Here is a 20281-nt window from a genome sequence, read left to right on the forward strand (position 1 = left end):
GGTACTTGTCCGCACCGCCTCCGGCCGCCCTTTCCGGCGTGACTGTGCGGGACGGGTCGCGGCTCTTTGGAGTCGAAACAACAAGCTGCGCCCGCCTACCGCCGCAGCCCGCCGGGCGCTTGCGCAGCAAACGCCCGGCGGATCATCGATGCAGCTGGAATTGCCGTATCGGAACGGATTCCACCGCAAAAAACGCCGTTCCGGCATCAGAATCGCAGCCGCGTGAGTTCCTTGGTCACGGTCTGTCCGTCGATGGAATAGGTCAGCCTGGCGATGTCTTCCTGGCCGGGGATCATGCCGAAATCCAGGCGCACATTGCCCACGGCGCGGTACTGGGTGCCGTCGGCGGGATACGTCGCCGCCATCCACGGCGGACCGTCGCTGCGGATGACCTGGCCGTCCCACTGGCTGGTCGAGGTCCAGCCGCCCGACTGCAGCGAATACCACTGCGGTTCACGCTGGGCGTCGTAGATGAACAGCGCGCCGAACAGCGCGCCCAGCGTGCCCTGGTGCACCGACAGGCCCCAGCCGGGCTCGTCGGCGACGCCCCACAGGCCGCTGTAATCGGCGATGGGAAGAATGGTGCCCTGCACCATGGTGACCGACGCGACGGAATTCACCACGAACTTGACCCGGGCGGCGGCTTCGCGCGAATCGCCGTCGAAAAACAGCGCCTCGTAGCTGCCGGCGGGGAAGGCGCCGAGCTGGATGTCGACCACCTTGGGGAAGCCCGGCACCAGGCACTGGCGCGGACGGTGGCGGACGATCAGGGTCTTCTCGGCGTTCATTTCCACCGAGACGGTGTCCTCGGCGAACTGGCAGCTGTCGGCGGTCAGGCGCAGGTGCACGCGCTCGAACTGCATCGGATATTTCGGCACCACGCCCGCCTGGGCGAAGGCCGCCATGGGCAGGAAGGCCGTTGCGGCGGCCAGCAGGCAGGTCAATCGGTTCATGCTCATAGGAAAACTCCTGGCTGTGCGTCCTCCGGAAGCCGGATCAGCCTACGGCGCGCGGCGTTGCCGTCCTGTGTACAAAGCCGCGTTTTCCGGGATATCGGACTTAACGAACCCCCATACTTCACTGCCCGGGCCGCCCGGCGGAGCCGATCGCCCCGCCGGGCGGCCCGGACCCGACAACCGCGGTGTCTGCGCGAGTGCCGGCCGGAAAGCCGCCGGCACCGCAGATCACACGACGGATGTGCCTGGTCCTGACGGCGGCTTCAGAACCGCAGACGCGCGATTTCCTTGGTCGCCGTCTGTCCGTCGATCGTATAGCTCAGCCTGGCGAGGTCTTCGCGGCCGGGCACCATGCTGAAATCCATGCTCACCTGGCCTACGGCGTGGTGGGCGGCTCCGGTGAGCGGGTAGATCGCCGCCGTCCACGGCGGGCCGTCGCTGCGGATGACCTGGCCTTCCCAGCGGGTCGGCGACGCCCAGCCGCCCGACTGCAGCGAATACCACTGCGGCTGGCGCTGCGCATCGTAGACAAACAGGGCGCCGAACAACGAACCAACCACGCCCTGGTGCAAGGACAGGCCCCAGCCCGGTTCGCTGGCGACGCCCCACAGGCCGCTGTAGTCCGCGATGGGCAGTTGCACGCCGGGCACCATCGCGACCGAGGCGATGGAATCCACGGTGAACCTCACCCGTTCGGCGGCCTGGTAGGTGTCGCCGTCGACGAATACGGCCTCGTAGTTGCCGGCGGGAAAGGCGCCGAGCTGGATATCGACCACTTTGGGAAAACCCGGCACCAGACACTGGCGCGGCAGGTGCCGCACGATCACGGCCTTGTCTGCCGCCATCTCCACCGCCACCGTATCCTCGGCGAAGCGGCAGCTGTCGGTAGTCAGGCGCAGGTGCACGCGCTCGAACTGCACCGGGTGCGCGGGCACCACCTCCATCTGGGCAGTGGCGGCCAGCGGCAGGAAAGCCGCCGCGGCGGCCAGACGGAAAAACAATCGATCCACGTTCATGTTGTGAAGCTCCTGGTTGTGCATCGTCCCCAAGGCCTGGGACGCATCCGCAGCGCGCAGCGTCGCAGTCCTGCGCCAGGGCTTTCCCCGTACCGTCGCTCCGCCGGCTGCCCCGGCATCACGGCCGGGCCCGCCAGCCCGACATATCGCTCCATCCGGAATCAGCGATATAATCCGCGCCCTCCTCGCCGCCGAGGGGCGCTGCAAGTCCGGTCGCGGGTCCACGCGAACACGGAATCAGGCTCGGCGGAATCGGGTTCCATTCCGACACCGCGCCCGCCCAAAGCACTGGAGTTCACCATGAATGCCGTCGTAAAGCCGCAGCACGACTACAAAGTCGCCGACATGTCCCTGGCCGACTGGGGCCGCAAGGAAATCGAGATCGCCGAGCACGAGATGCCGGGCCTGATGTCGATCCGCAAGAAGTACGCCGCGGCCAAGCCGCTCAAGGGCGTGCGCGTGACCGGCTCGCTGCACATGACCATCCAGACCGCGGTTCTCATTGAAACCCTGGTCGATCTCGGCGCCTCCGTGCGCTGGGCCTCCTGCAACATCTTCTCCACCCAGGACCATGCCGCCGCCGCCATCGCCGCCGCCGGCGTGCCGGTGTTCGCCTGGAAGGGCGAGACGCTGGAAGAGTACTGGGACTGCACCCTGGACTGCGTCGTGCACCCCAACGGCAAGGGCCCGGAGCTGGTCGTCGATGACGGCGGCGACGTCACCTTGCTGATCCACAAGGGCTATGAACTCGAACAGGGTTCCGACTGGGTCAACACCGCGTCCTCCTCGCACGAGGAACAGGTCATCAAGAACCTGCTCAAGCGCGTCGCCAAGGAGCGCCCGGCCGGCTTCTGGACCGCCATCGTCAAGGAATGGCGCGGCGTCTCCGAGGAGACCACCACCGGCGTGCACCGCCTGTACCAGATGATGGAAGCCGGCAAGCTGCTGGTCCCGGCCATCAACGTCAACGACTCGGTCACCAAGTCCAAGTTCGACAACCTGTACGGCTGCCGCGAATCGCTGGCCGACGGCCTCAAGCGCGCCATGGACGTGATGCTGGCCGGCAAGGTCGCCGTGGTCGCCGGCTACGGCGACGTGGGCAAGGGCTCGGCCCACTCGCTGCGCGCCTACGGCTGCCGCGTGATCGTGACCGAGATCGACCCGATCAACGCGCTGCAGGCCGCGATGGAAGGCTTCCAGGTCGATACGCTGGAATCCTCGCTCGGCATCGCCGACATCTACGTGACCACGACCGGCAACAAGGACGTGATTACCGTCGAGCACATGCAGAAAATGAAGGACCAGGCCATCGTCTGCAACATCGGCCACTTCGACAACGAGATCCAGGTCGATGCGCTGAACGCGCTGGCCGGCGTGAAGAAGGTCAACATCAAGCCGCAGGTGGACAAGTACATCCTGCCCAACGGCCGCGAAATGTTCCTGCTGGCCGAAGGCCGCCTGGTCAACCTCGGCTGCGCCACCGGCCACCCGAGCTTCGTGATGTCCAACTCCTTCTCCAACCAGACCCTGGCCCAGATCGACCTGTGGGCGAACAAGGACGTCTACGAGAAGACCGTCTACCGCCTGCCCAAGAAGCTGGACGAGGAAGTCGCCCGCCTGCATCTGGAAAAGATCGGCGTGAAGCTGACCAAGCTCACCCCGGAACAGGCCGCCTACCTCGGCGTGGATGTGGAAGGCCCGTACAAGCCGGAACACTACCGCTACTGATGTACCGACGTTGACGCTGCGGCATCTGCCGCAGCGGATGCGGACCAGGGCCGGCGAGCGATCGCCGGCCTTTTTCATTTCCGCCGCAGCCGGCCCGGAAAGCCGGCGCGTGCGTAACGCCGCGCGTGCTGCGGGAGTCCGCGGCGGCGCAGTGCGGCCGGCAGCTCCGCCGCAGCGGCGACGCGCCTCAGCGCGCGATACGGCACACCCGGTTGCGCCCTTCTTCCTTGGCACGGTAGAGCGAGCGGTCCACATCGGCGATGAAGTCGTCGGGACGCCGGTGGCGCTGCGGACGCAGCTGGCCCACGCCGATGCTGACGGTGACCGCGCCCCGCGGCGAGCCGGGTTCCAGCGGCGCGCGCGCCAGACGCTGGCACAGGGCGATGGCGCTGGCTTCGGCGGCGTCTTCGCCGACGCCGAGCAGCACGCCGAATTCCTCGCCGCCAAGACGGGCCAGGCGCGCGCCGGGCTGGCTGAAATGGCCGCGCAGCAGGTCGGCGAAGGCGATCAGCACGGCGTCGCCGGCGGCGTGGCCGTGGCGGTCGTTGATGCGCTTGAAGTGGTCTATGTCGATCATCAGCAGGCACACCGGCTGGCCGGCGCCGAAGGCGCGTTCCAGGTTGAAGGCGAATTCGCGCCGGTTGTCCAGGCCGGTCAGCGCATCGGTGCGGCTTTGCTGTTCGTACAGGTCGCGCTGGCGCAGCAGCGCGGCTTCCAGCGCGAGCTGGCGTTCGTACTGGTCGCGGCTCAGGCGCAGCGCGGACAGCAGATAGATCAGGAACACGCTCAGCGCGATGGCCACCCCGCGCAGGTCTTCCGACCACCAGGCCAGCAGCATGCCGGGCAGGTAGAGCAAGGCGATACCGAGCAGGGCGGCCTGCCAGCGCATGGGGAAGTTGTGCGCATAGGCCGTGGCATAGGCCACCGAGCAGATCAGCACCACCAGGCGCGCATTGCCCAGCTGCGCATCGCCGAGCACCCAGACGGTGACCCCGCCCCACAGCAGTGCGGTGAGCAGGAACAGACTCCACCAGGTCGCCAGCAGCGCCTCGCCCAGCCGCGCCGCCAGCGCCGGCCGTGCCAGCAGCACGCGCGCAGCGGCGAGCAGGCCGAAGGCCAGCAGCAGCGCGACCGAGAGCAGCGGCCGGCGCGCGAATTCGCCGCCGACACCGCCGGCCAGGGCCCAGCCCAGCATGTAGAAAACACCGCCCAGCACGCCGCGCGCGGCGGTTTCGCCCAGCTCGCGCGAACGGCGGAAGCCGGCCGCCACGGGGGCGGCCAGTACCGGCTCCGGCGCGGGAATGCGGGCGCGCGTCATGCGCAGGCGTGTGGGCCTGGCGACGGTTCCGCGGCTTGCTTTTCCCGCGTCCGGCCGTGGACAGTGCGCTGCATGAACTCCCTCCCCCGCATCAAGATCTGCTGCATCCGCGACCCGGCCGAGGCCAGACTCGCCATCCAGTGCGGCGCCGCCGCCCTGGGCCTGGTCTCGGCCATGCCCAGCGGCCCGGGGCCGATAGGCGAAGACGAGATCGCCGCCATCGCCGCGCAGGTGCCGCCGCCGGTCGCGAGTTTCCTGCTTACCTCGCTGACCGACGCTGGGGCCATCATCGCGCAGCAGCGCCGCTGCCGTTGCAACACCTTGCAACTGGTCGACGCCGTGCCCGCCGGCATCCATGCGCAGCTGCGCGCAGCCTTGCCCGGCATCGCCCTGGTGCAGGTCATACACGTTCTGGACCAAGGCTCGGTGGACGAGGCGGAAGCGCTGGCGCCGCACGTCGATGCGCTGCTGCTGGACTCGGGCAATCCGCGCCTGGCGGTCAAGCAGCTGGGCGGCACCGGCCGGGTGCACGACTGGCGCCTGAGCCGGCAGATCGTCGAACGCTGCAGCCGCCCGGTGTTCCTGGCCGGCGGCCTGCGCCCGGACAACGTGGCCGAGGCGATACGCCAGGTGCGCCCCTTCGGCCTGGACCTGTGCACCGGCGTGCGCACCGACGGCCGCCTGGATGCCGCCAAGCTGGCGGCTTTCCAGCGCGCGGTTGCGGCGGCCTGAGCGGCGCGGCAAATCATCTATCTCTGTATCCGGAAATAGAGATATATTGCGCATCCGCGCGCCCCGGCAGAGCCGGCCGCGTCATGCCGCAACCGCCAGGAATGCCCGCAATGTCCGCGAACACCCCGCCCCGCCTGTCCGTGCCCGTCTCGCTGGAATTCTTTCCGCCCAAGACCGACGAGCAGCGCGACACGCTGGAAAAGGCCCTGCCCACGCTCAAGGCGCTGCAGCCGGATTATGTCTCCGTGACCTTCGGCGCCGGCGGCTCCACCCTGAGCTATACGCCGGACACGGTCTGCCACCTGCGCGAGCAGCACGGCCTGGACGCCGCGCCGCACCTGTCCTGCATGGGCGGCACGCGGGCGGAAATCCGCAGCCTGCTGCAGCTCTACCGCGACAAGGGCTGCCGCCGCATCGTCGCGCTGCGCGGCGACCTGCCCTCGGGCATGGCCAGCTATGGCGACTTCCGCTACGCCAGCGACCTGGTCGGCTTCATCCGCGCCGAGACCGGCGATTACTTCCACGTCGAAGTGGCCGGCTATCCGGAAATCCATCCGCAGTCCGACGACGCCCAGGCCGACCTGGCCAATTTCAAGCGCAAGGTCGATGCCGGCGCAGACGGCGTGATCACCCAGTATTTCTACAATCCGGATGCGTATTTCCGCTTCGTCGACGACGCCCGCCGCCTCGGCGTGCAGGTGCCTATCGTGCCGGGCATCATGCCGATCACGAACTACTCGCAGCTGCGCCGCTTCTCCGAACTGTGCGGCGCGGAAATTCCGCGCTGGGTCGCGCGCCGGCTGCAGTCCTTCGGCGACGACGCCGAGGCGATCCGCGAGTTCGGCATCGACGTGGTCAGCGGCCTCTGCCGTCGCCTGATCGAAGGCGGCGCGCCGGCGCTGCATTTCTATACCCTCAACCGCGCCCGCGCCACGGTCGCCATCGTGGAGCGCCTGCGCGGGTGAGCCGCGGCGCACTGCTTTTACGAGTTGAGTGACGACACCCGCAGGACTGCTTCGCCTCGCGCCACCCACGCGAGGCTTTTTTATGCCCGCGGAAATCCCGTGTGCGGCAATCCCGCACAATGGCGCGATGCAGCAAAGTGGCCATTTGCCAAAGCGCATCCGACGCAAGTCACAGAATGCGCCGCGCCTGGGTGTATTCCCGCTTGACCTGAAGACGCAGCCTGTACAGAGTCGATCTCCGGCGCGGGCGGTAGATTCGGTCCCCGCGCCCCAGTCACATCTCTGGCAGGTTCGCCGCCGCGATCCGGCAGCGACCAGGGCCCTGCCGCTGCCGAATCTGCATTTCCATGCACTAGCGGAGAATCCCGATGAAACTGCATCTGCTTTCGCGTGCCTGCCTGGTTGCCGCCGCCGGCTTCGCCGCGCCGGCCTTCGCCGCCGAACCCGTCCTGTTCAGCGCCGCGCCGCTGACCCCGCTCGTCAGCGACGCCGCCTTCGCCGCGCTGGCCGCTGAGCCGACCACGCGCAGCGCCGACATCGTCCTGGCCGATGCGGCCGCGATCGATCTCAAGACCACGCGCTTCAAGCTCGACCTCGACATCGGCGGCCCGGTGCGGCTGACCGCCGATGCGCTCAAGGTGCACCAGACCGAAGACGGCCTCATCGTCTGGCAGGGCACGCTGATGGAGACGCGCAGCACCCAGGCCAAGATCGAGAGCGATATCGCCGACGATCCCATGAATTCCGTGGTGCTGGTGCGCAACGGCGACAAGCTCACCGGCAATGTGCGCGTGTTCGGCCAGCTCTACGCCATACGCCCGCTGTTCGACGGCCGCCACGCCGTAGTCGAAGTGGACGAATCGCGCATGCCGCCCGACCACGACGAAGTCGCCTACCGGCAGATGTTCGCGGAAATGGCCCGCAGCCGCACGCAGACCAGGCCAGTCACCAGCGAAGCCAAGGCACAGACCACGATCCGCGCACTGGTCAACTACACCACCGCCGCGCGCAACGCCAGCGCCGATATCGTCGGCCTGATCAACCTCGCGGTCAGCGAATCCAATATCGGCTATGCCAACAGCGGCGTGGAAATCACGCTGCAGTTGGCCGGCACCGGCCTGGTCAGCTACACCGAGAGCAGCAACTTCAGCACCAACCTGTCGCGCTACCGCAGCACCAACGACGGCTATATGGATGCCATCCATACCCAGCGCAACAACGTCAGCGCCGACGTGGCCGTGCTCATCACCAACGGCACCGCGGCCTGCGGCATCGGCTACATGAACTCCAACGCCGCCTCGGCTTTCACCGTGGTCGCGCGCAGCTGCGCGACGGGCTATTACTCCTTCGCCCACGAGATAGGCCACAACCTCGGCGCCAACCACGATCCGGCCAATGCCAGCGGCTCGCCCTATGCCTACGGCCACGGCTACCAGCGTCCGCAGAACGGCTGGCGCACCATCATGGCCTATGACTGCACCAACGGCTGCACGCGCCTGAACTACTGGTCGAATCCGAACAAGACCTATAACGGCGTGGCCATGGGCACGGCGGCACAAAGCAACAATGCGCGCGTGCTGAACGAGCGCAAGGCGACGGTCGCGGCGTTCCGCTGATCCGTCTCGCGGTCCGGCGGCGCAATGCCGCCGGACCGCGTGTGCTTGCCCGCCCTTGGCGCCAGCCGCTACCCTGCGCCACCGCCATACGGGGAGACGGGGATATGCTGGATCAGCTCAAGCTTGAGGATTTCCAACCGCTGGTCGGCCATAGCCTGAACCTGGGCGACGGCACCAGCGCCGTCGCGCTGGAGCTGACCGAAGCGCGCGCATTGAAAAGCCCCAGTCCGCGCAGCGCGCCCTCGTTCGCGCTGATCCTGCGCCAGAACGGCGCGCAGCAGTCCTTCGGTCAGGGCCTGTACCGGCTGGAGCACCCCAGCCTGGGCCCTCTGGATCTGTTCGTGGTGCCGATAGGCCCGGACGGCGCCGGCATGTGCTACGAGATCACGTTCAACTGAAGGCCGGTGCCGGCCTGGACCGGCGCCCGGCCGAAGCCGCCGTTCAGGCCGGCGGCGTCCAGCCCAGGAACAGGTAGACGCCGCGCTCCTCGATCAGGCGGAAACCCAGGCGGTCGTACAGGCGCAGCGCCGGGTTGTTGGTTTCCACATGCAGGGTGATCTCGCGCCCGTCCTCGCGCGCAATCTGCATCAGGCCCTGCACCAGCGCCGCGCCCAGGCCCTGGCCGCGGCGCGCATCGACCAGCGCAATATCCATCAGGCGGATTTCGCGCTCGCTCGGGTACAGGTAGATGCGGCCTATGCGCTCGCCATCCGCCTCGACCACGAGGAATTCCGCACCCTGGTAGTTTTTGCGGTAGTGATCGCGCTGCAGCTGGAACTGCTCGGCGAGAAAGGCCAGCTTGGCCTCGTCCGGCCAGGGCACGTGGGCCAGTTCCTCGCGCCGCGTGGCGGCGTAGAGCGCGCACAGGAAGGCCGTATCGGCGTCGGCCTCCCCGCGCAGCCCGAACTGCGGACACTGTTGCAGCAGGCGCTGCGCAAGGCTGGCGCCGCTCAAGCGGGATCCACGGCGAAGACGATGTAATCGGCCGTCACGGGCTTGCGGTCGCGCCGCGCCAGCGGCTTGAGCCAGCTGCCGGAGAAGCGGTACTCGGCCAGGTTGAAGCGGCCCATGCTCAGCGGCCGGTGCAGCAGGATGTAGTGGCCCGGCACCAGGCGGCCGTCACGCGCGTCGCCGATCAGGTTGACGCTGGGCGCGGTCTTGCTGCGCAGCTTGCCGCCCTGCGGCGAAACCACGAAGCCGGCGAACGAGGATGCCTGGGCAAGGAAGGAAATCGGCCGGCTGCCGCTGTCGCGGCCGGCGGCGGCGGCGCTGTAGACCAGGGCCAGGTTCACCTCGCGCCCTTCGCCGAAAAAGGCCGATTCGATGTCGATGGCGCCCAGGGTGTTGCCGGTCGAGCGCACTACGCCAAGCAGGTTGATGCGGGCTTCGCCCAGGCTGGCTTCGAGCTGGGGCCAGGCCTGCTGCAGGTCGCCGGTAAGATCGGTTTCCCCGCCGCTGCCGGCCACGCGCAGCAGGATGAAGCTGGCAGCGGCGGCATCGGTGGCCGCTGCGGCAAGCGGGCTGTAGCCCGCGGCCAGCCCAAGACCCAGCAGCGCCACCGGCGCGCCGAGAAATTCACGACGTTTCATGCGTATCCCCTGTAACGGCCGTCACCCCGGCCGTGTGACGGACTGTAACGCCGCCCGCGCCCAGACCCGCAGCGGAAGCTCAGCCCCGCCGACGATTTTACGTGGTTTTACAAATGCGACGGCCCGCGATCTGTGCGGGCCGTCGGAAAAGTGCTACCGCTGCTCACTGTCCGGGCGGAAATCGGCCAGGAGCCGGTTCCGCCCGGGTATCAGCACCCGGGCATCAAGGCCGCGCCGGGAACACGCCCTGCAGGGCGATGCAGAACATCAAGGTGAGGTACGGCTGCAGGTTGTTGTGCGGCTGGCTGCCGCCGTAGGGCGCCAGCGACTGGAACGCCATGTTCGACGGTGCCGAGCTGTCCGGCGCGTAGATCGGACCGTTGTTCGACGTGGTGAGCGAACGCGTGTTCAGCGGCGCGTTCTGATCGCCGATGTCGGCGGCCACCTGCAGCAGATGGGTGTGCGACGGGATCTCGCTCTCAAGCAAGGTCACGTACGCCGAACCGCCGACCTGGCCGAGATCGTAGATCGTGCCGGTGGTCGACTGGCCCCAATGCATCGGCGTGTTGCCGGCCATGTTGGGCAGCGCGAAGTTGCTCTTGCCGTTGCCGCCGTAGGTGGTGCCGAGCAGCGAGAACAGCGCAGTGTTCTGCGACAGCGGCAACAGCTGCCCGTCGCACGTCGCCCAGCCGCGCGGCGCGAAGTTGAACCCGAAGATGCGAATTTCCGCAACGAATGGATCTGCCATGACTCGCCCCCCTCAGGTCGGACTCGGAAAAATGCCAAACAGCGAAATGATGAAGCTCACGCACAGGTACGGCTGCATGTTCTCGTGCGGCTGGCTGCCGCCGACAGGTTGGATCGACTTGGACGAGATCGGGCCGGCCGGCGCTTCGGTCAGATAGGGCTGTACGGTCGGCGCCTGGGCCAGCAGGCCATCCTTACCCTGCGGATTCTGCGCCTGCACCGTGGAGCAGACGACAGCGTGGTTGTGGACCGGTATCTGCTGCGTCGTCAGCGTGACGCTCTCGACGCCGCCGGACTCGGCGAGGATGAAGCTGTTGCCCTGGTGCAAGGGCACGCGACCTTGCAGGTTGGGCAGGGCGAAGGTCGATTCGCCGTCGCCGCCGTAGGTTGTTCCGATCAGCTGGAACAGGGTTTCGTTCTCGGAAATGGGCAGGATCTGGCCGTTGCAGAACATCCAGCCCGCGGGCGGGAAATTGCCGCCGAACATGCGGATCTCGCCGACATAGGGTTGTGCCATGGTCGTCTCCTCAGGTCTGGCTCGGGAAGATGCCCTGCAGGGCGATGCAGAAACTCAGTGTCAGGAACGGCATCATGTTCAGATGTGCCTGACTTCCGCCGATGTTGGTGACCGACTGGGGGTGCAGCGTCGTCAGTGCTCCGCCCGGCGCGTTGTAGAGGCTGGACGATACGGTGGCGAGGATGGTCGAACCCGTCGGCACATTCGTCGTCGCACCAACCGATGTGGACACCATGACATGCGTGTGCTGCGGGGTTTCCGACGCGGTGAGCGTATGCGCCTGCTCGCCGCCGCGCTCGCCGAGCGTGAAACCCGTGCCGCCGCCCACGTAGACCGGCACCCGGCCGCGCAGATCGGGTAGCGCGAAATTCACGCGGCCGTCGCCGCCGTAGGTTGTCCCGAGCAGCGAGAACAGAGCCTGGTTCTGGTTGATGGGCAGCAGTTGCCCGTTGCACAGCGCCCAACCCTTGGGCGCGAAAACAAAACTGAAAATACGGACTTCGGCTAAGAATGGCTCTGCCATGACGCCTCCCCTGGTGATGCGTTGCGTGGTCGGATTGGAACGACTGCGTACAGGCTGCGCGCCGCGTCCCTGCGGCGCGTTACGTCGGCGCCGGCCTCGCGCGTGCGGAGCCGGCGCCAGATTCTCATTGCGCGCGCTGTATCAGAAGCAAGGCGCGGTACCGGTGGTATACGAGGTAAACGAGTTCGTCGTCGCCGTCGGCTGGGCGTTGGTGTTCGCACCGTTGAGGTAGTTCACTACGTCCGTGATGGTGCCCGTGCCGCCAAGATTGCGCAGGCGGAAGTTGGCGAGCGGCGCCGTGCCCGTCTCGGCCGGGTTGATGCGCATGCGCATGTTGCCGGCCGCGACACTGCCGTCCCAGGTGCCGGCGATGTTGTTGCCCTGGATATCGGCGCACAACTGGCTGGAATCGCCGTCGTCGTTGCCCGACTGCACGAACACGGCGTGGCCGACGCGCGTGCCGGCCGGAACCGGCGGATCGGGCGAAAGGAACTGGTTGTTCGTGATCACGACCCCGATGGTGTCGTTCAGCTGGCTGATCACCTCCACGGCGCGCTGGCGGATGTGCTGGACCGTGTTGTTGGAGATGGTCATGCGCATGTCGCCGCCGGTACCTTCGTTGGTGACCGAGACGCCGTTGCAGCCTGCGCAGTTGTTGCCGCTGTCGACGGCGGCTCCGCCGATCGTGTTGTTGCTGAACGTGCCCACGAACAGCCCCGTCGCGCCCGTGCCCTTGCGGAAGGTCACCGGTGTATTGCCCGAGGTTACCGTGCCGCTCACCGTGATGGTGTTGTTCTGCGCGGTGGCGTTCATCGTTGCCGCGTTGTCAGTCAGGAACTGGAGGGCCAGCGAGTTATCGGTGAACGTGTTCGCCACCGTCGTACCGACGTTGAACGTCATGTTCGCATTGCCGATGCCCTGGGCCGTCAGCGCCGTACCGAAGTTGCGGCGGAAGGTCGAACCGTTGATCGCGGTCGTCATCTGCGAAGTGCCATGGCCGGCGATCAGCACGCCCTGTGCCGCCGTGGAAGTGTAGATGCCGCGGTCGAAGGTGGAGTTGGTGATCGCCATGGTCAGCGCGCTGGTCGCATTCGGGTTCTGCACCTCGAACTGGCGGTGGTAGTTGCCCGTGAACGACGAGTTGCTGATGTTGACCGTGCCGCGCAGGTTGACGAACTGCACGCCATCTTCGAGGTTTTCGTCGCCGACATTCGCCACCGTCACGTCGTCCATGGTCAGGCCGTTGACGTCGTTGCCGTTGATGCCCATCTGCGTGCCGCCGGAGACATCGACGTTGCTCAGGGCGACGGCGCTGGTGGCCACCATGTGGATGGCGGCGCCGCAATTGGTGTTGGTGCCGCCGAATGCGTTGCCGCAGGTCGCCGCGCCGTCCTGGTTGGTGCCGTTGCCGGTGAAGCCCATGTTCGACAGGGTCAGGCTCTTCAGGCCGTTGGTCGACACACCGCGCGCAGTCTTGTTGTTGATCGTGCCGCCGGAGTTGGTGGTCGTGCCCACGCCGGTGATGGTCAGGCCGCCGTTGCCCGCGCCGGTGCCGGTATTGACCAGCGAAATGCCGTTCGCACCGGTGCCGTTGTTGGTGATGCTGCGGAAGGTCAGGCCGCCGGAACCGATCTGCGTGGTGTTGACGTTGAGCGAGGTGCCGGTACCGGTGGTGCTGATGGTGTTGACGATCGCGCCCCCCGCCGTGACGGTCAGGGTGCCGCCGCCGGTCGCGTCGATGCCATCGCCGCTGGCCGAGGTGATGGTCAGGCCGCCGGAGAAGTTCACCGTGCCGCTGGTCTGGTGGCGCACGCCGTCGCCAAGCGTGGTGGTGAGGCCGACGGCACCGCTGAAGTTCATCGTGCTCGCGCCGTTCGTGCTGAGATCGATCGCGTTGGCCGCGGCCGAACTCAGCGTGATCGCACCCGTGTAGCTCTGCGTGCCGCCGGTGTTGTTGCTCAGGCGGATGCCGGTGCCGGTGTTGTTCTTGCTGATGGTGCCGGCGTAGGTGAAGGTCGGCGAGGACGAGTCGATGCGGATGGCTTCGTTGGTCGGGTTGGTGATGGCCGAGCCGGTATTGGAGAAGTTGATCGTGCCGGCCGAATTGGTGGTGATGTCGATGCCGGCGTCGCCGCCGTTCAGGGTCACCACGCCGCTCGCCGTGAAGTTGCTGTCCACGTTGCTGAGGTTGATGCCGGTGCCGTTGGTGGCGCTCAGCGCTCCGCTCAGCGTGATGTTGCCGCTGGCCTTGTTCTGCACGTCGATCAGCAGGCCCGCGCTGGTCTTGCTCATGCTGCCGGCATAGGTGACCGCAACCGTGCCGCCGCTGACGTTGAAGCTGGTGCCGGTGGCGCCGGACAGCGCGCCCGTGCCCAGGTCGACCGTGCCGTTGACCGTGGTCAGCGAGACATTGTTGGCGCCGCCGCTTGAACTCAGCGCAGCCACGATGGAACCGGCGGCGAAGGTGCCGTTGGTGAGGTTCAGCGCCTGGCCGTTGGTGTTGATGCGCACGTCGTCGTACACGGTCAGCGTGCCGAAGCCGGTGCCGGCGATGGCTCCGCCGGTGACGTTGCCGATCTGCACGCCGCGCACCGTGTTGTTGCTGCCCAGGGTGATGCCGTTGCCGGCGGCATTGGTAATGACGGGCGGCGTCTGGTCGACCAGCGGACGCGCAATCGAATAGCTCGGCGGCGTGATGCCCAGTTCGGCGTCGAAGTCGTTCACCGTGGCCGCATCCAGGCCGTGGCCGGCCAGCTCCACGCCGTTGGCCAGCGTGATGCCGGTGGTGTAGTTGCCCGAGAACACGAAGATCTTGTCGCCGCTGCTGGTCGCCACGGTCGCCGCCGCGCTCAGCGTCTGCAGCGGCTGCAGCAGCGTGCCGTCGCGCGTGCCGATCACGACCGCATCGTCATCGACGAAGAAGATGCGCGGGCCGCTCACGGTCAGGCTGACGGTGATGTTCGCGCTGCAGGCCACCGGCGAGCCGTCGTCGCAGATGGTGTACTGGAAGGTGTCGGTGCCGGTGAAGCCGGACGGCGGGTTGTAGGTGTACGCGCCGTTGGCGCTGATCGCCACGTCGCCGCCGTTGACCGACACCGTCGGCGAGGTGCCGATGGTGAAGTTGCTGCTGTCCGGATCGGTGATGTTGGCCAGTACCAGCAGATCGCCGGCGGCGCCGTCGTTGATGCCGACGGCGATGTTGGTGTGCACCGGCAGCGCGGCCGGAGCGACCACGACCGGCGGATCGTTGACGCAGGTAACCGTCACCGACACGGTTGCCGTCGGCGTCGCGCCTGCCGGGTTCAGCGTGTAGGTGAACGTGTCCGGCGTGCCGCCGATCTGCGTGTTGCAGTAGTTCGGATTGGGCTGGTAGGTCAGGCCCGTGCCGCCGCCGGTGATGACGACGGTGCCGTTCGCCGGCTGCGTGACCGAGGCAACCGCCTTCGGTCCGCCGTCGACGTCGGTGTCGTTCGCCAGCACGGGAATGGCCGTCGCCGCCGCGTCTTCGAGCATCGTCGCCGTGTCATTCACCGCGACCGGCGCATCGTCGACGCAGGTCACCGACACGGTGACCGTCGCGGTCGGCGTGGGGCCGGCCGGGTTCAAGGTGTAGGTGAACGTGTCCAGCGTCGTGCCCGGCGGCGTGTTGCAGTAGTTCGGGTTGGGCTGGTAGCTCAGGCCCGTGCCGCCGCCGGTGATGACGACAGTGCCGTTGGCCGGCTGGGTCACGGACGCGACCGCGAGCGGCGAGCCGTCCGGGTTGGAGTCGTTGGCCAGCACGTCGATCGGCGTCGCGGCGGCATCTTCGGCAACTGTCGCGGCATCGGCCACCGCGACCGGCGGATCGACGACGCAGGTGACCGCGACGGACACCGTTGCGCTGCTGCCGCCCGGCGTCAGCGTATAGGTGAACGTGTCGGGCGTGCCCGGTGTCGGCGCGTTGCAATAGTTCGCGTTCGGCTGATAGGTCAGGCCGCTGCCGCCGCCGGTGATGGCGACGACACCGTTGGCCGGCTGGGTGATGGCCGTGATGGTGATGGGACCGCCATCCGGATCGGTGTCGTTGACCAGCACCGGGATCGCCGTGGCCGGATCGTCCTCGGTGATGGTCGCCGAATCGTTGACCGCGGTCGGCGCGTCGTCCACGCAGGTCACGGTCATGAGCACCGTCGCGGTCGAGCCGCCCGGGGCCAGGGTGTAGGTGAACGTGTCCGGCGTCGTGCCCGGAGGCGCGTTGCAGTAGTTCGGGTTGGGCTGGTAGGTCAGGCCCGTGCCGCCGCCGGTGATGACGACGCTGCCGTTGAGCGGCTGGGTGACCGAGGCGACCGAGATCGGGCCGGCATCGATATCGGTGTCGTTGGCCAGCACGTTGACCGCGGTCGCGGCCGCGTCTTCGGTCACGGTGGCGGCGTCGTTGACGGCGGCCGGCGGATCGTCGTCCGCGTTGATGGTGATGGTCAGGGTGGCCGGCGCGCTGGTGTCGGCGCCGCTGTTGGCGGTGCCGCCGTTGTCCTGCAGCGTGACCGTGAAGACCGCGGTACCGCTCGCGTTCGCGGCCGGAGTGAAATTCAGCTGGCCCGCGACCGAGACCGTCGGCAGCGACGAGAACAGCGGGCCGCCGCTCACGACGGCGACGTTGAAGCCGAAGGACTGGCCGGATTCATCGGCCGGGCCGGAGGAAATCGCCGTGGCCCAGGCGATGCTGGCCGGGCCGGAGTCTTCGTTGACCACCGGGTCGGCGCCCGCGGTGAAGCTGGGCGCGTCATTGACCGCAGTGACGTTGATGGTGAAGTTCTGCGGCGCCGAGGTGTCGTTGCCGCCGCTGCCCGTGCCGCCATTGTCCTGCGCGATCACGGTGATCGTGGCCGAGCCGTTGGCGTTGGCCGCCGGCGTATAGGTCAGCGTGCCGTCGCCGGCAATGGCCGGGCCGGCGCTGAACAGGGCGGGATTGCTGTTGCCGGTAACGGTGAAGCTGACCGTCTGGCTGCCGTCGTCGCCGTCGGCGATGCCAGTGACGAAGCCGGCCGCGGTCTGCGCGCCGGCGTCTTCCAGCACGGTCTGCGCGCCGCCGACGGTGAACACCGGCGGATCGTTGACGTTGTTGACGGTGATGGTGAAGGTCTGCGCCGCGGAGGTGTCCTGGCCGCTGTTGGCGGTGCCGCCGTTGTCCTGCAGGGTGGAGCTGACCGTGGCCGTGCCGAAGGTGCCGTTCTGCGCGGTGAAGGTCAGCGTGCCGTTCGGCGCCACGGCCGGGGCCGCGCTGAAGGCCAGGCTGCCGGTGGTCGCGGTCACCGCGGTGGTGAAGCTCAGGGTCTGGCCGGCTTCGTCGGCCGGACCGGCCGAGATCGCCGTGTGGAAATTGGCAAAGGTCTGCGGGCCGGCGCTTTCCAGCGCACTGGCGGCAGTGCCGCCGGTGAAGCTGGGCGCATCGTTGACCGCAGTGACATTGATGGTGAAGTTCTGCGGCGCCGAGGTGTCGTTGCCGCCGTTGCCGGTGCCGCCGTTGTCCTGCGCGATCACGGTGATCGTGGCCGAGCCGTTGGCGTTGGCCGCCGGCGTATAGGTCAGCGTGCCGTCGCCGGCGATGGCCGGGCCGGCGCTGAACAGGGCGGGATTGCTGTTGCCGGTAACGGTGAAGCTAACCGTCTGGCTGCCGTCGTCGCCGTCGGCGATGCCGGTGACGAAGCCGGCCGCGGTCTGCGCGCCGGCGTCTTCCAGCACGGTCTGCGCGCCGCCGACGGTGAACACCGGCGGATCGTTGACGTTGTTGACGGTGATGGTGAAGGTCTGCGCCGCGGAGGTGTCCTGGCCGCTGTTGGCGGTGCCGCCGTTGTCCTGCAGGGTGGAGCTGACCGTGGCCGTGCCGAAGGTGCCGTTCTGCGCGGTGAAGGTCAGCGTGCCGTTCGGCGCCACGGCCGGGGCCGCGCTGAAGGCCAGGCTGCCGGTGGTCGCGGTCACCGTGGTGGTGAAGCTCAGGGTCTGGCCGGCTTCGTCGGCCGGACCGGCCGAGATCGCCGTGTGGAAATTGGCAAAGGTCTGCGGGCCGGCGCTTTCCAGCACCGAGGCCGAGGTGCCGCCGCTGAAGCTCGGCGCATCGTTGACCGCGGTGACGGTGATGGTGAAGGTCTGCGTGGCCGAGGCGTCGATGCCGCCGTTGCCGGTGCCGCCGTTGTCATGCAGCAGCAGCGTGATGGTCGCCGTGCCGTTGGCGTTGGGCGCCGCGGTATAGCTCAGCGCGCCGGTCGGCGAGACCGCGGGTGCGGTGGCGAACAGGGCCGGGTTGCTGTTGGCGGTGACCTGGAAATCCAGGGCCTGGGTGTTGCCGTCGCCGTCGCTGATCGCGGTGGCCCAGGGATTGACCGTCTGCGGGCCGGCATCTTCGAGCGAGGTCTGGTTGGGACCGACGGTGAAGCTGGGCGCGTGATTGATGCCCTGCACCGTGATGGTGAAGGTCTGCGTGGCCGAGGTGTCGGCGCCGCCGTTGGCGACACCGCCGTTGTCGGCCAGCTGCAAGGTGATCGTGGCCGTGCCGCTGACGCCGGCGGCCGGGGTATAGGTCAGTGCACCAGTCGGCGAGATCGCCGGCGCGGCGCTGAACAGCGCGGGATTGGTGTTATTGGTGACGGCGAAGGCGAGCGTCTGCGCGGCTTCGTCGGCCGGGCCGGGCGAGATCGCCGTGGCCCAGGGGTTCACGCTCTGCGCGCTGGCATTCTCGAACACGGTCTGGTTGGGACCGACGGTGAAGGACGGCGCATCGTTGACCGCCGTCACCGTGATGGTGAAGGTCTGCGGCGCCGAGGTATCGGAGCCGCCGAAGGCGGTGCCGCCGTTGTCGTGCAGCACTACGCTGATGCTGGCCGTGCCGTTGGCGTTCGGCGCAGCGGTATAGGTCAGCACGCCGGTGGGCGAGACTGCCGGCGCGGTCGCGAACAGGGCCGGGTTGGTGTTGCCGGTGATCTGGAAATCGACGACCTGGGTGTTGCCGTCGCCGTCGCTGATCGCGCTGGCCCAGGCGTTGACCGTCTGCGCGCCGGCGTCCTCGAGCGAGGTCTGGTTCGCGCCGGCGGTGAAGCTGGGCGCGTGGTTGATCGCGTTGACGTTGATGACGAAGGTCTGCGCGGCCGAAGTGTCGATGCCGCCATTGGCGGTGCCGCCGTTGTCCTGGGCGACCACGCTGACGGTGGCGATGCCCGAGGTGCCGTTGGTCGCGGTGAAGGTCAGCGTGCCGTTGGCGGCGACCGCGGGCGCGGCGGCGAAGGTCAGGTTGCCGGTGGTGCTGACGACGCTGGCGGTGAAGGCCACGGTCTGCGCGGCCTCGTCGGCCGGACCGGCGCTGATCGCGGTGGCCCAGGCGTTGACGGTCTGCGCGCCGGCGTTCTCCGGCACGGCCTGGTCGGCGCCGGCGGTGAAAGACGGCGGATCGTTGACCGGCGTGACCGTGATCGCGGCGGTGGCCGGCGCCGAGGCGCCCTGGCCGTCGCTGCCGGTGAAGGTGAAGGAATCCGCACCGTTGAGGTTGGCGGTCGGCGTATAGACCACGGTCGCCGTGGTCGCATTGACCGGCGTGATCGCGCCCAGGGTGCCGCGGGCCGGCGGAGTGGCGATGGCGAAGGTGATCGGATCGCCTTCGACGTCGGTGCCGGTGAGGGTCAGGGTAACCGGGGTTTCTTCCAGCGTGGTCACCGCCGGCGTGCTCACGACGGGCGGGTTGTTCTGCAGGTCGCGCACGTCGATGCGCAGGAAGACGCGGCCGTTCTCGATCGCGCCGAACAGGTTGACCATGTCGATCGCGCTTTCGCCGCTGGTGGCGTCGCCGGCCGGGTCGCCGGCCAGCGGCGGCGTGCCGCTCCAGTCGCCGACCTGGCCGTCGGCGGCGAAATTCGCCGCGATGGCGATGCCGCAGGCAACGAAGAACAGCGACAGCGCGCGCCAGGCCGCGGTGCGGCGGGCGCGCCGCGCGCCGTAGAAGGCGATCAGCCCCAGCAGCACGAACAGCAGCGGCCAGGACAGGAAAGGCACCGGCATGGCCGGCAGGCCGAGGATGATCGGGCCGCCGCCGGCGGCGGCGTTGAGTTCGTCGGTGCCGCTGGCGCTCTGGGCGACCACCGCCAGGCGCAGACCGCGGCTGTTGCCCAGCTGCAGCGAGGCCATGGCGTCGGCCAGTTCGACCACGTCCGCGCCGCTGGTGCCGTTGTTCAGGCCTACCGGATAGCCGCCGCCGACGGCGGTGCCCGGACCGAACGTGCTGCCGGACTGGCAGGGCGCCCGGCGCACCGCGACCACCTGGGGAGCGGTGCCGCCGGTGACATCGACTTCCAGGCGGGAATCCGCACCGGCGATGGCCGGCACGGTGCAGCCGGTGCCCGGGTTGAGATCCCCGTCTACATAGATGTGGTAGGAGTAGGTCTGTGCGCTGGCCGCGTTTACCGCGCACAACGCCAGAAGGAATACGACGACCGCCCAGGCCGCTTTCCGGATACGCATAAACCCATCCCCTTGCAAACTGATTGCGGGCGGCCGTTGCACGCCCGACTTCCCTTGCCGACCAACGGGTTGCTGCTTGCCGGCGGCGCA

At 68.1% G+C, this 20281-nt stretch carries 14 protein-coding genes and 1 riboswitch; of the genes, 5 read left to right on the top strand and 9 right to left on the bottom strand.

Going from position 1 to position 20281, the window contains the following annotated elements; genetic code table 11:
* Positions 1 to 206: 206 nt before the first annotated feature.
* Together NM961_RS15170 and NM961_RS15175 are read right to left on the bottom strand one after the other, a co-directional pair.
* Positions 207 to 959 carry a hypothetical protein gene (locus tag NM961_RS15170; protein ID WP_255915252.1) on the bottom strand — a complete coding sequence of 251 codons (753 nt, stop codon included), beginning with the start codon at positions 957 to 959 and terminating at the stop codon, positions 207 to 209.
* 260 nt (positions 960 to 1219) lie between these two features.
* A complete protein-coding gene (locus tag NM961_RS15175) occupies positions 1220 to 1972 on the bottom strand; it encodes a hypothetical protein (protein ID WP_255915253.1) in 753 nt (250 codons plus the stop codon).
* A 187-nt stretch (positions 1973 to 2159) separates the two neighbouring features.
* Positions 2160 to 2257: riboswitch (S-adenosyl-L-homocysteine riboswitch) on the top strand.
* 15 nt (positions 2258 to 2272) lie between these two features.
* Here NM961_RS15175 and ahcY point away from each other — a divergent pair.
* Positions 2273 to 3700, top strand: a complete 1428-nt coding sequence (ahcY, locus tag NM961_RS15180) for an adenosylhomocysteinase (RefSeq protein ID WP_255915254.1) — start codon at positions 2273 to 2275, stop codon at positions 3698 to 3700.
* 187 nt (positions 3701 to 3887) lie between these two features.
* Here the strand turns inward: ahcY and NM961_RS15185 are convergent, their stop codons facing one another.
* Positions 3888 to 5018, bottom strand: coding sequence for a GGDEF domain-containing protein (locus NM961_RS15185; protein WP_255915255.1), 1131 nt, complete (start codon positions 5016 to 5018; stop codon positions 3888 to 3890).
* 72 nt (positions 5019 to 5090) lie between these two features.
* Between NM961_RS15185 and NM961_RS15190 the strand changes: the two genes are divergently transcribed.
* From NM961_RS15190 to NM961_RS15205, 4 genes are all read left to right on the top strand, one after another.
* Positions 5091 to 5750, top strand: a complete 660-nt coding sequence (locus NM961_RS15190; protein WP_255915256.1) for a phosphoribosylanthranilate isomerase — start codon at positions 5091 to 5093, stop codon at positions 5748 to 5750.
* 110 nt (positions 5751 to 5860) lie between these two features.
* Positions 5861 to 6715, top strand: a complete 855-nt coding sequence (metF, locus tag NM961_RS15195) for a methylenetetrahydrofolate reductase [NAD(P)H] (protein WP_255915257.1) — start codon at positions 5861 to 5863, stop codon at positions 6713 to 6715.
* A 368-nt stretch (positions 6716 to 7083) separates the two neighbouring features.
* A complete protein-coding gene (locus NM961_RS15200) occupies positions 7084 to 8331 on the top strand; it encodes a M12 family metallo-peptidase (protein WP_255915258.1) in 1248 nt (415 codons plus the stop codon).
* A 104-nt stretch (positions 8332 to 8435) separates the two neighbouring features.
* On the top strand, positions 8436 to 8729 hold the full coding sequence (locus tag NM961_RS15205; protein ID WP_255915259.1) for a DUF6916 family protein: 294 nt from the start codon (positions 8436 to 8438) through the stop codon (positions 8727 to 8729).
* Positions 8730 to 8772: 43 nt separating this feature from the next.
* Here NM961_RS15205 and NM961_RS15210 read toward each other — a convergent pair whose 3' ends face one another.
* The 6 genes from NM961_RS15210 to NM961_RS15235 form a co-directional block, all read right to left on the bottom strand.
* Positions 8773 to 9285: a GNAT family N-acetyltransferase gene (locus tag NM961_RS15210; protein ID WP_255915260.1), complete on the bottom strand. Its 513-nt coding sequence runs from the start codon at positions 9283 to 9285 to the stop codon at positions 8773 to 8775.
* Positions 9282 to 9920 (bottom strand): hypothetical protein, encoded by a 639-nt coding sequence (locus tag NM961_RS15215; RefSeq protein ID WP_255915261.1) that lies wholly within the window; start codon positions 9918 to 9920, stop codon positions 9282 to 9284. The genes NM961_RS15210 and NM961_RS15215 overlap by 4 nt, the downstream gene beginning before the upstream one ends.
* Before the next feature lie 223 nt (positions 9921 to 10143).
* Positions 10144 to 10668: a phage tail protein gene (locus tag NM961_RS15220; RefSeq protein ID WP_255915262.1), complete on the bottom strand. Its 525-nt coding sequence runs from the start codon at positions 10666 to 10668 to the stop codon at positions 10144 to 10146.
* Positions 10669 to 10680: 12 nt separating this feature from the next.
* Entirely contained in the window at positions 10681 to 11184 is a 504-nt protein-coding gene (locus NM961_RS15225; RefSeq protein ID WP_255915263.1) for a phage tail protein, read from the bottom strand.
* A gap of 10 nt (positions 11185 to 11194) precedes the next feature.
* Entirely contained in the window at positions 11195 to 11707 is a 513-nt protein-coding gene (locus tag NM961_RS15230; RefSeq protein WP_255915264.1) for a phage tail protein, read from the bottom strand.
* 141 nt (positions 11708 to 11848) lie between these two features.
* Positions 11849 to 20191, bottom strand: a complete 8343-nt coding sequence (locus NM961_RS15235; protein ID WP_255915265.1) for a beta strand repeat-containing protein — start codon at positions 20189 to 20191, stop codon at positions 11849 to 11851.
* Between the last annotated feature and the right edge of the window lie 90 nt (positions 20192 to 20281).

This window comes from Tahibacter harae, from assembly GCF_024437735.1.
Classification (GTDB): Bacteria; Pseudomonadota; Gammaproteobacteria; order Xanthomonadales; family Rhodanobacteraceae; genus Tahibacter; species Tahibacter harae.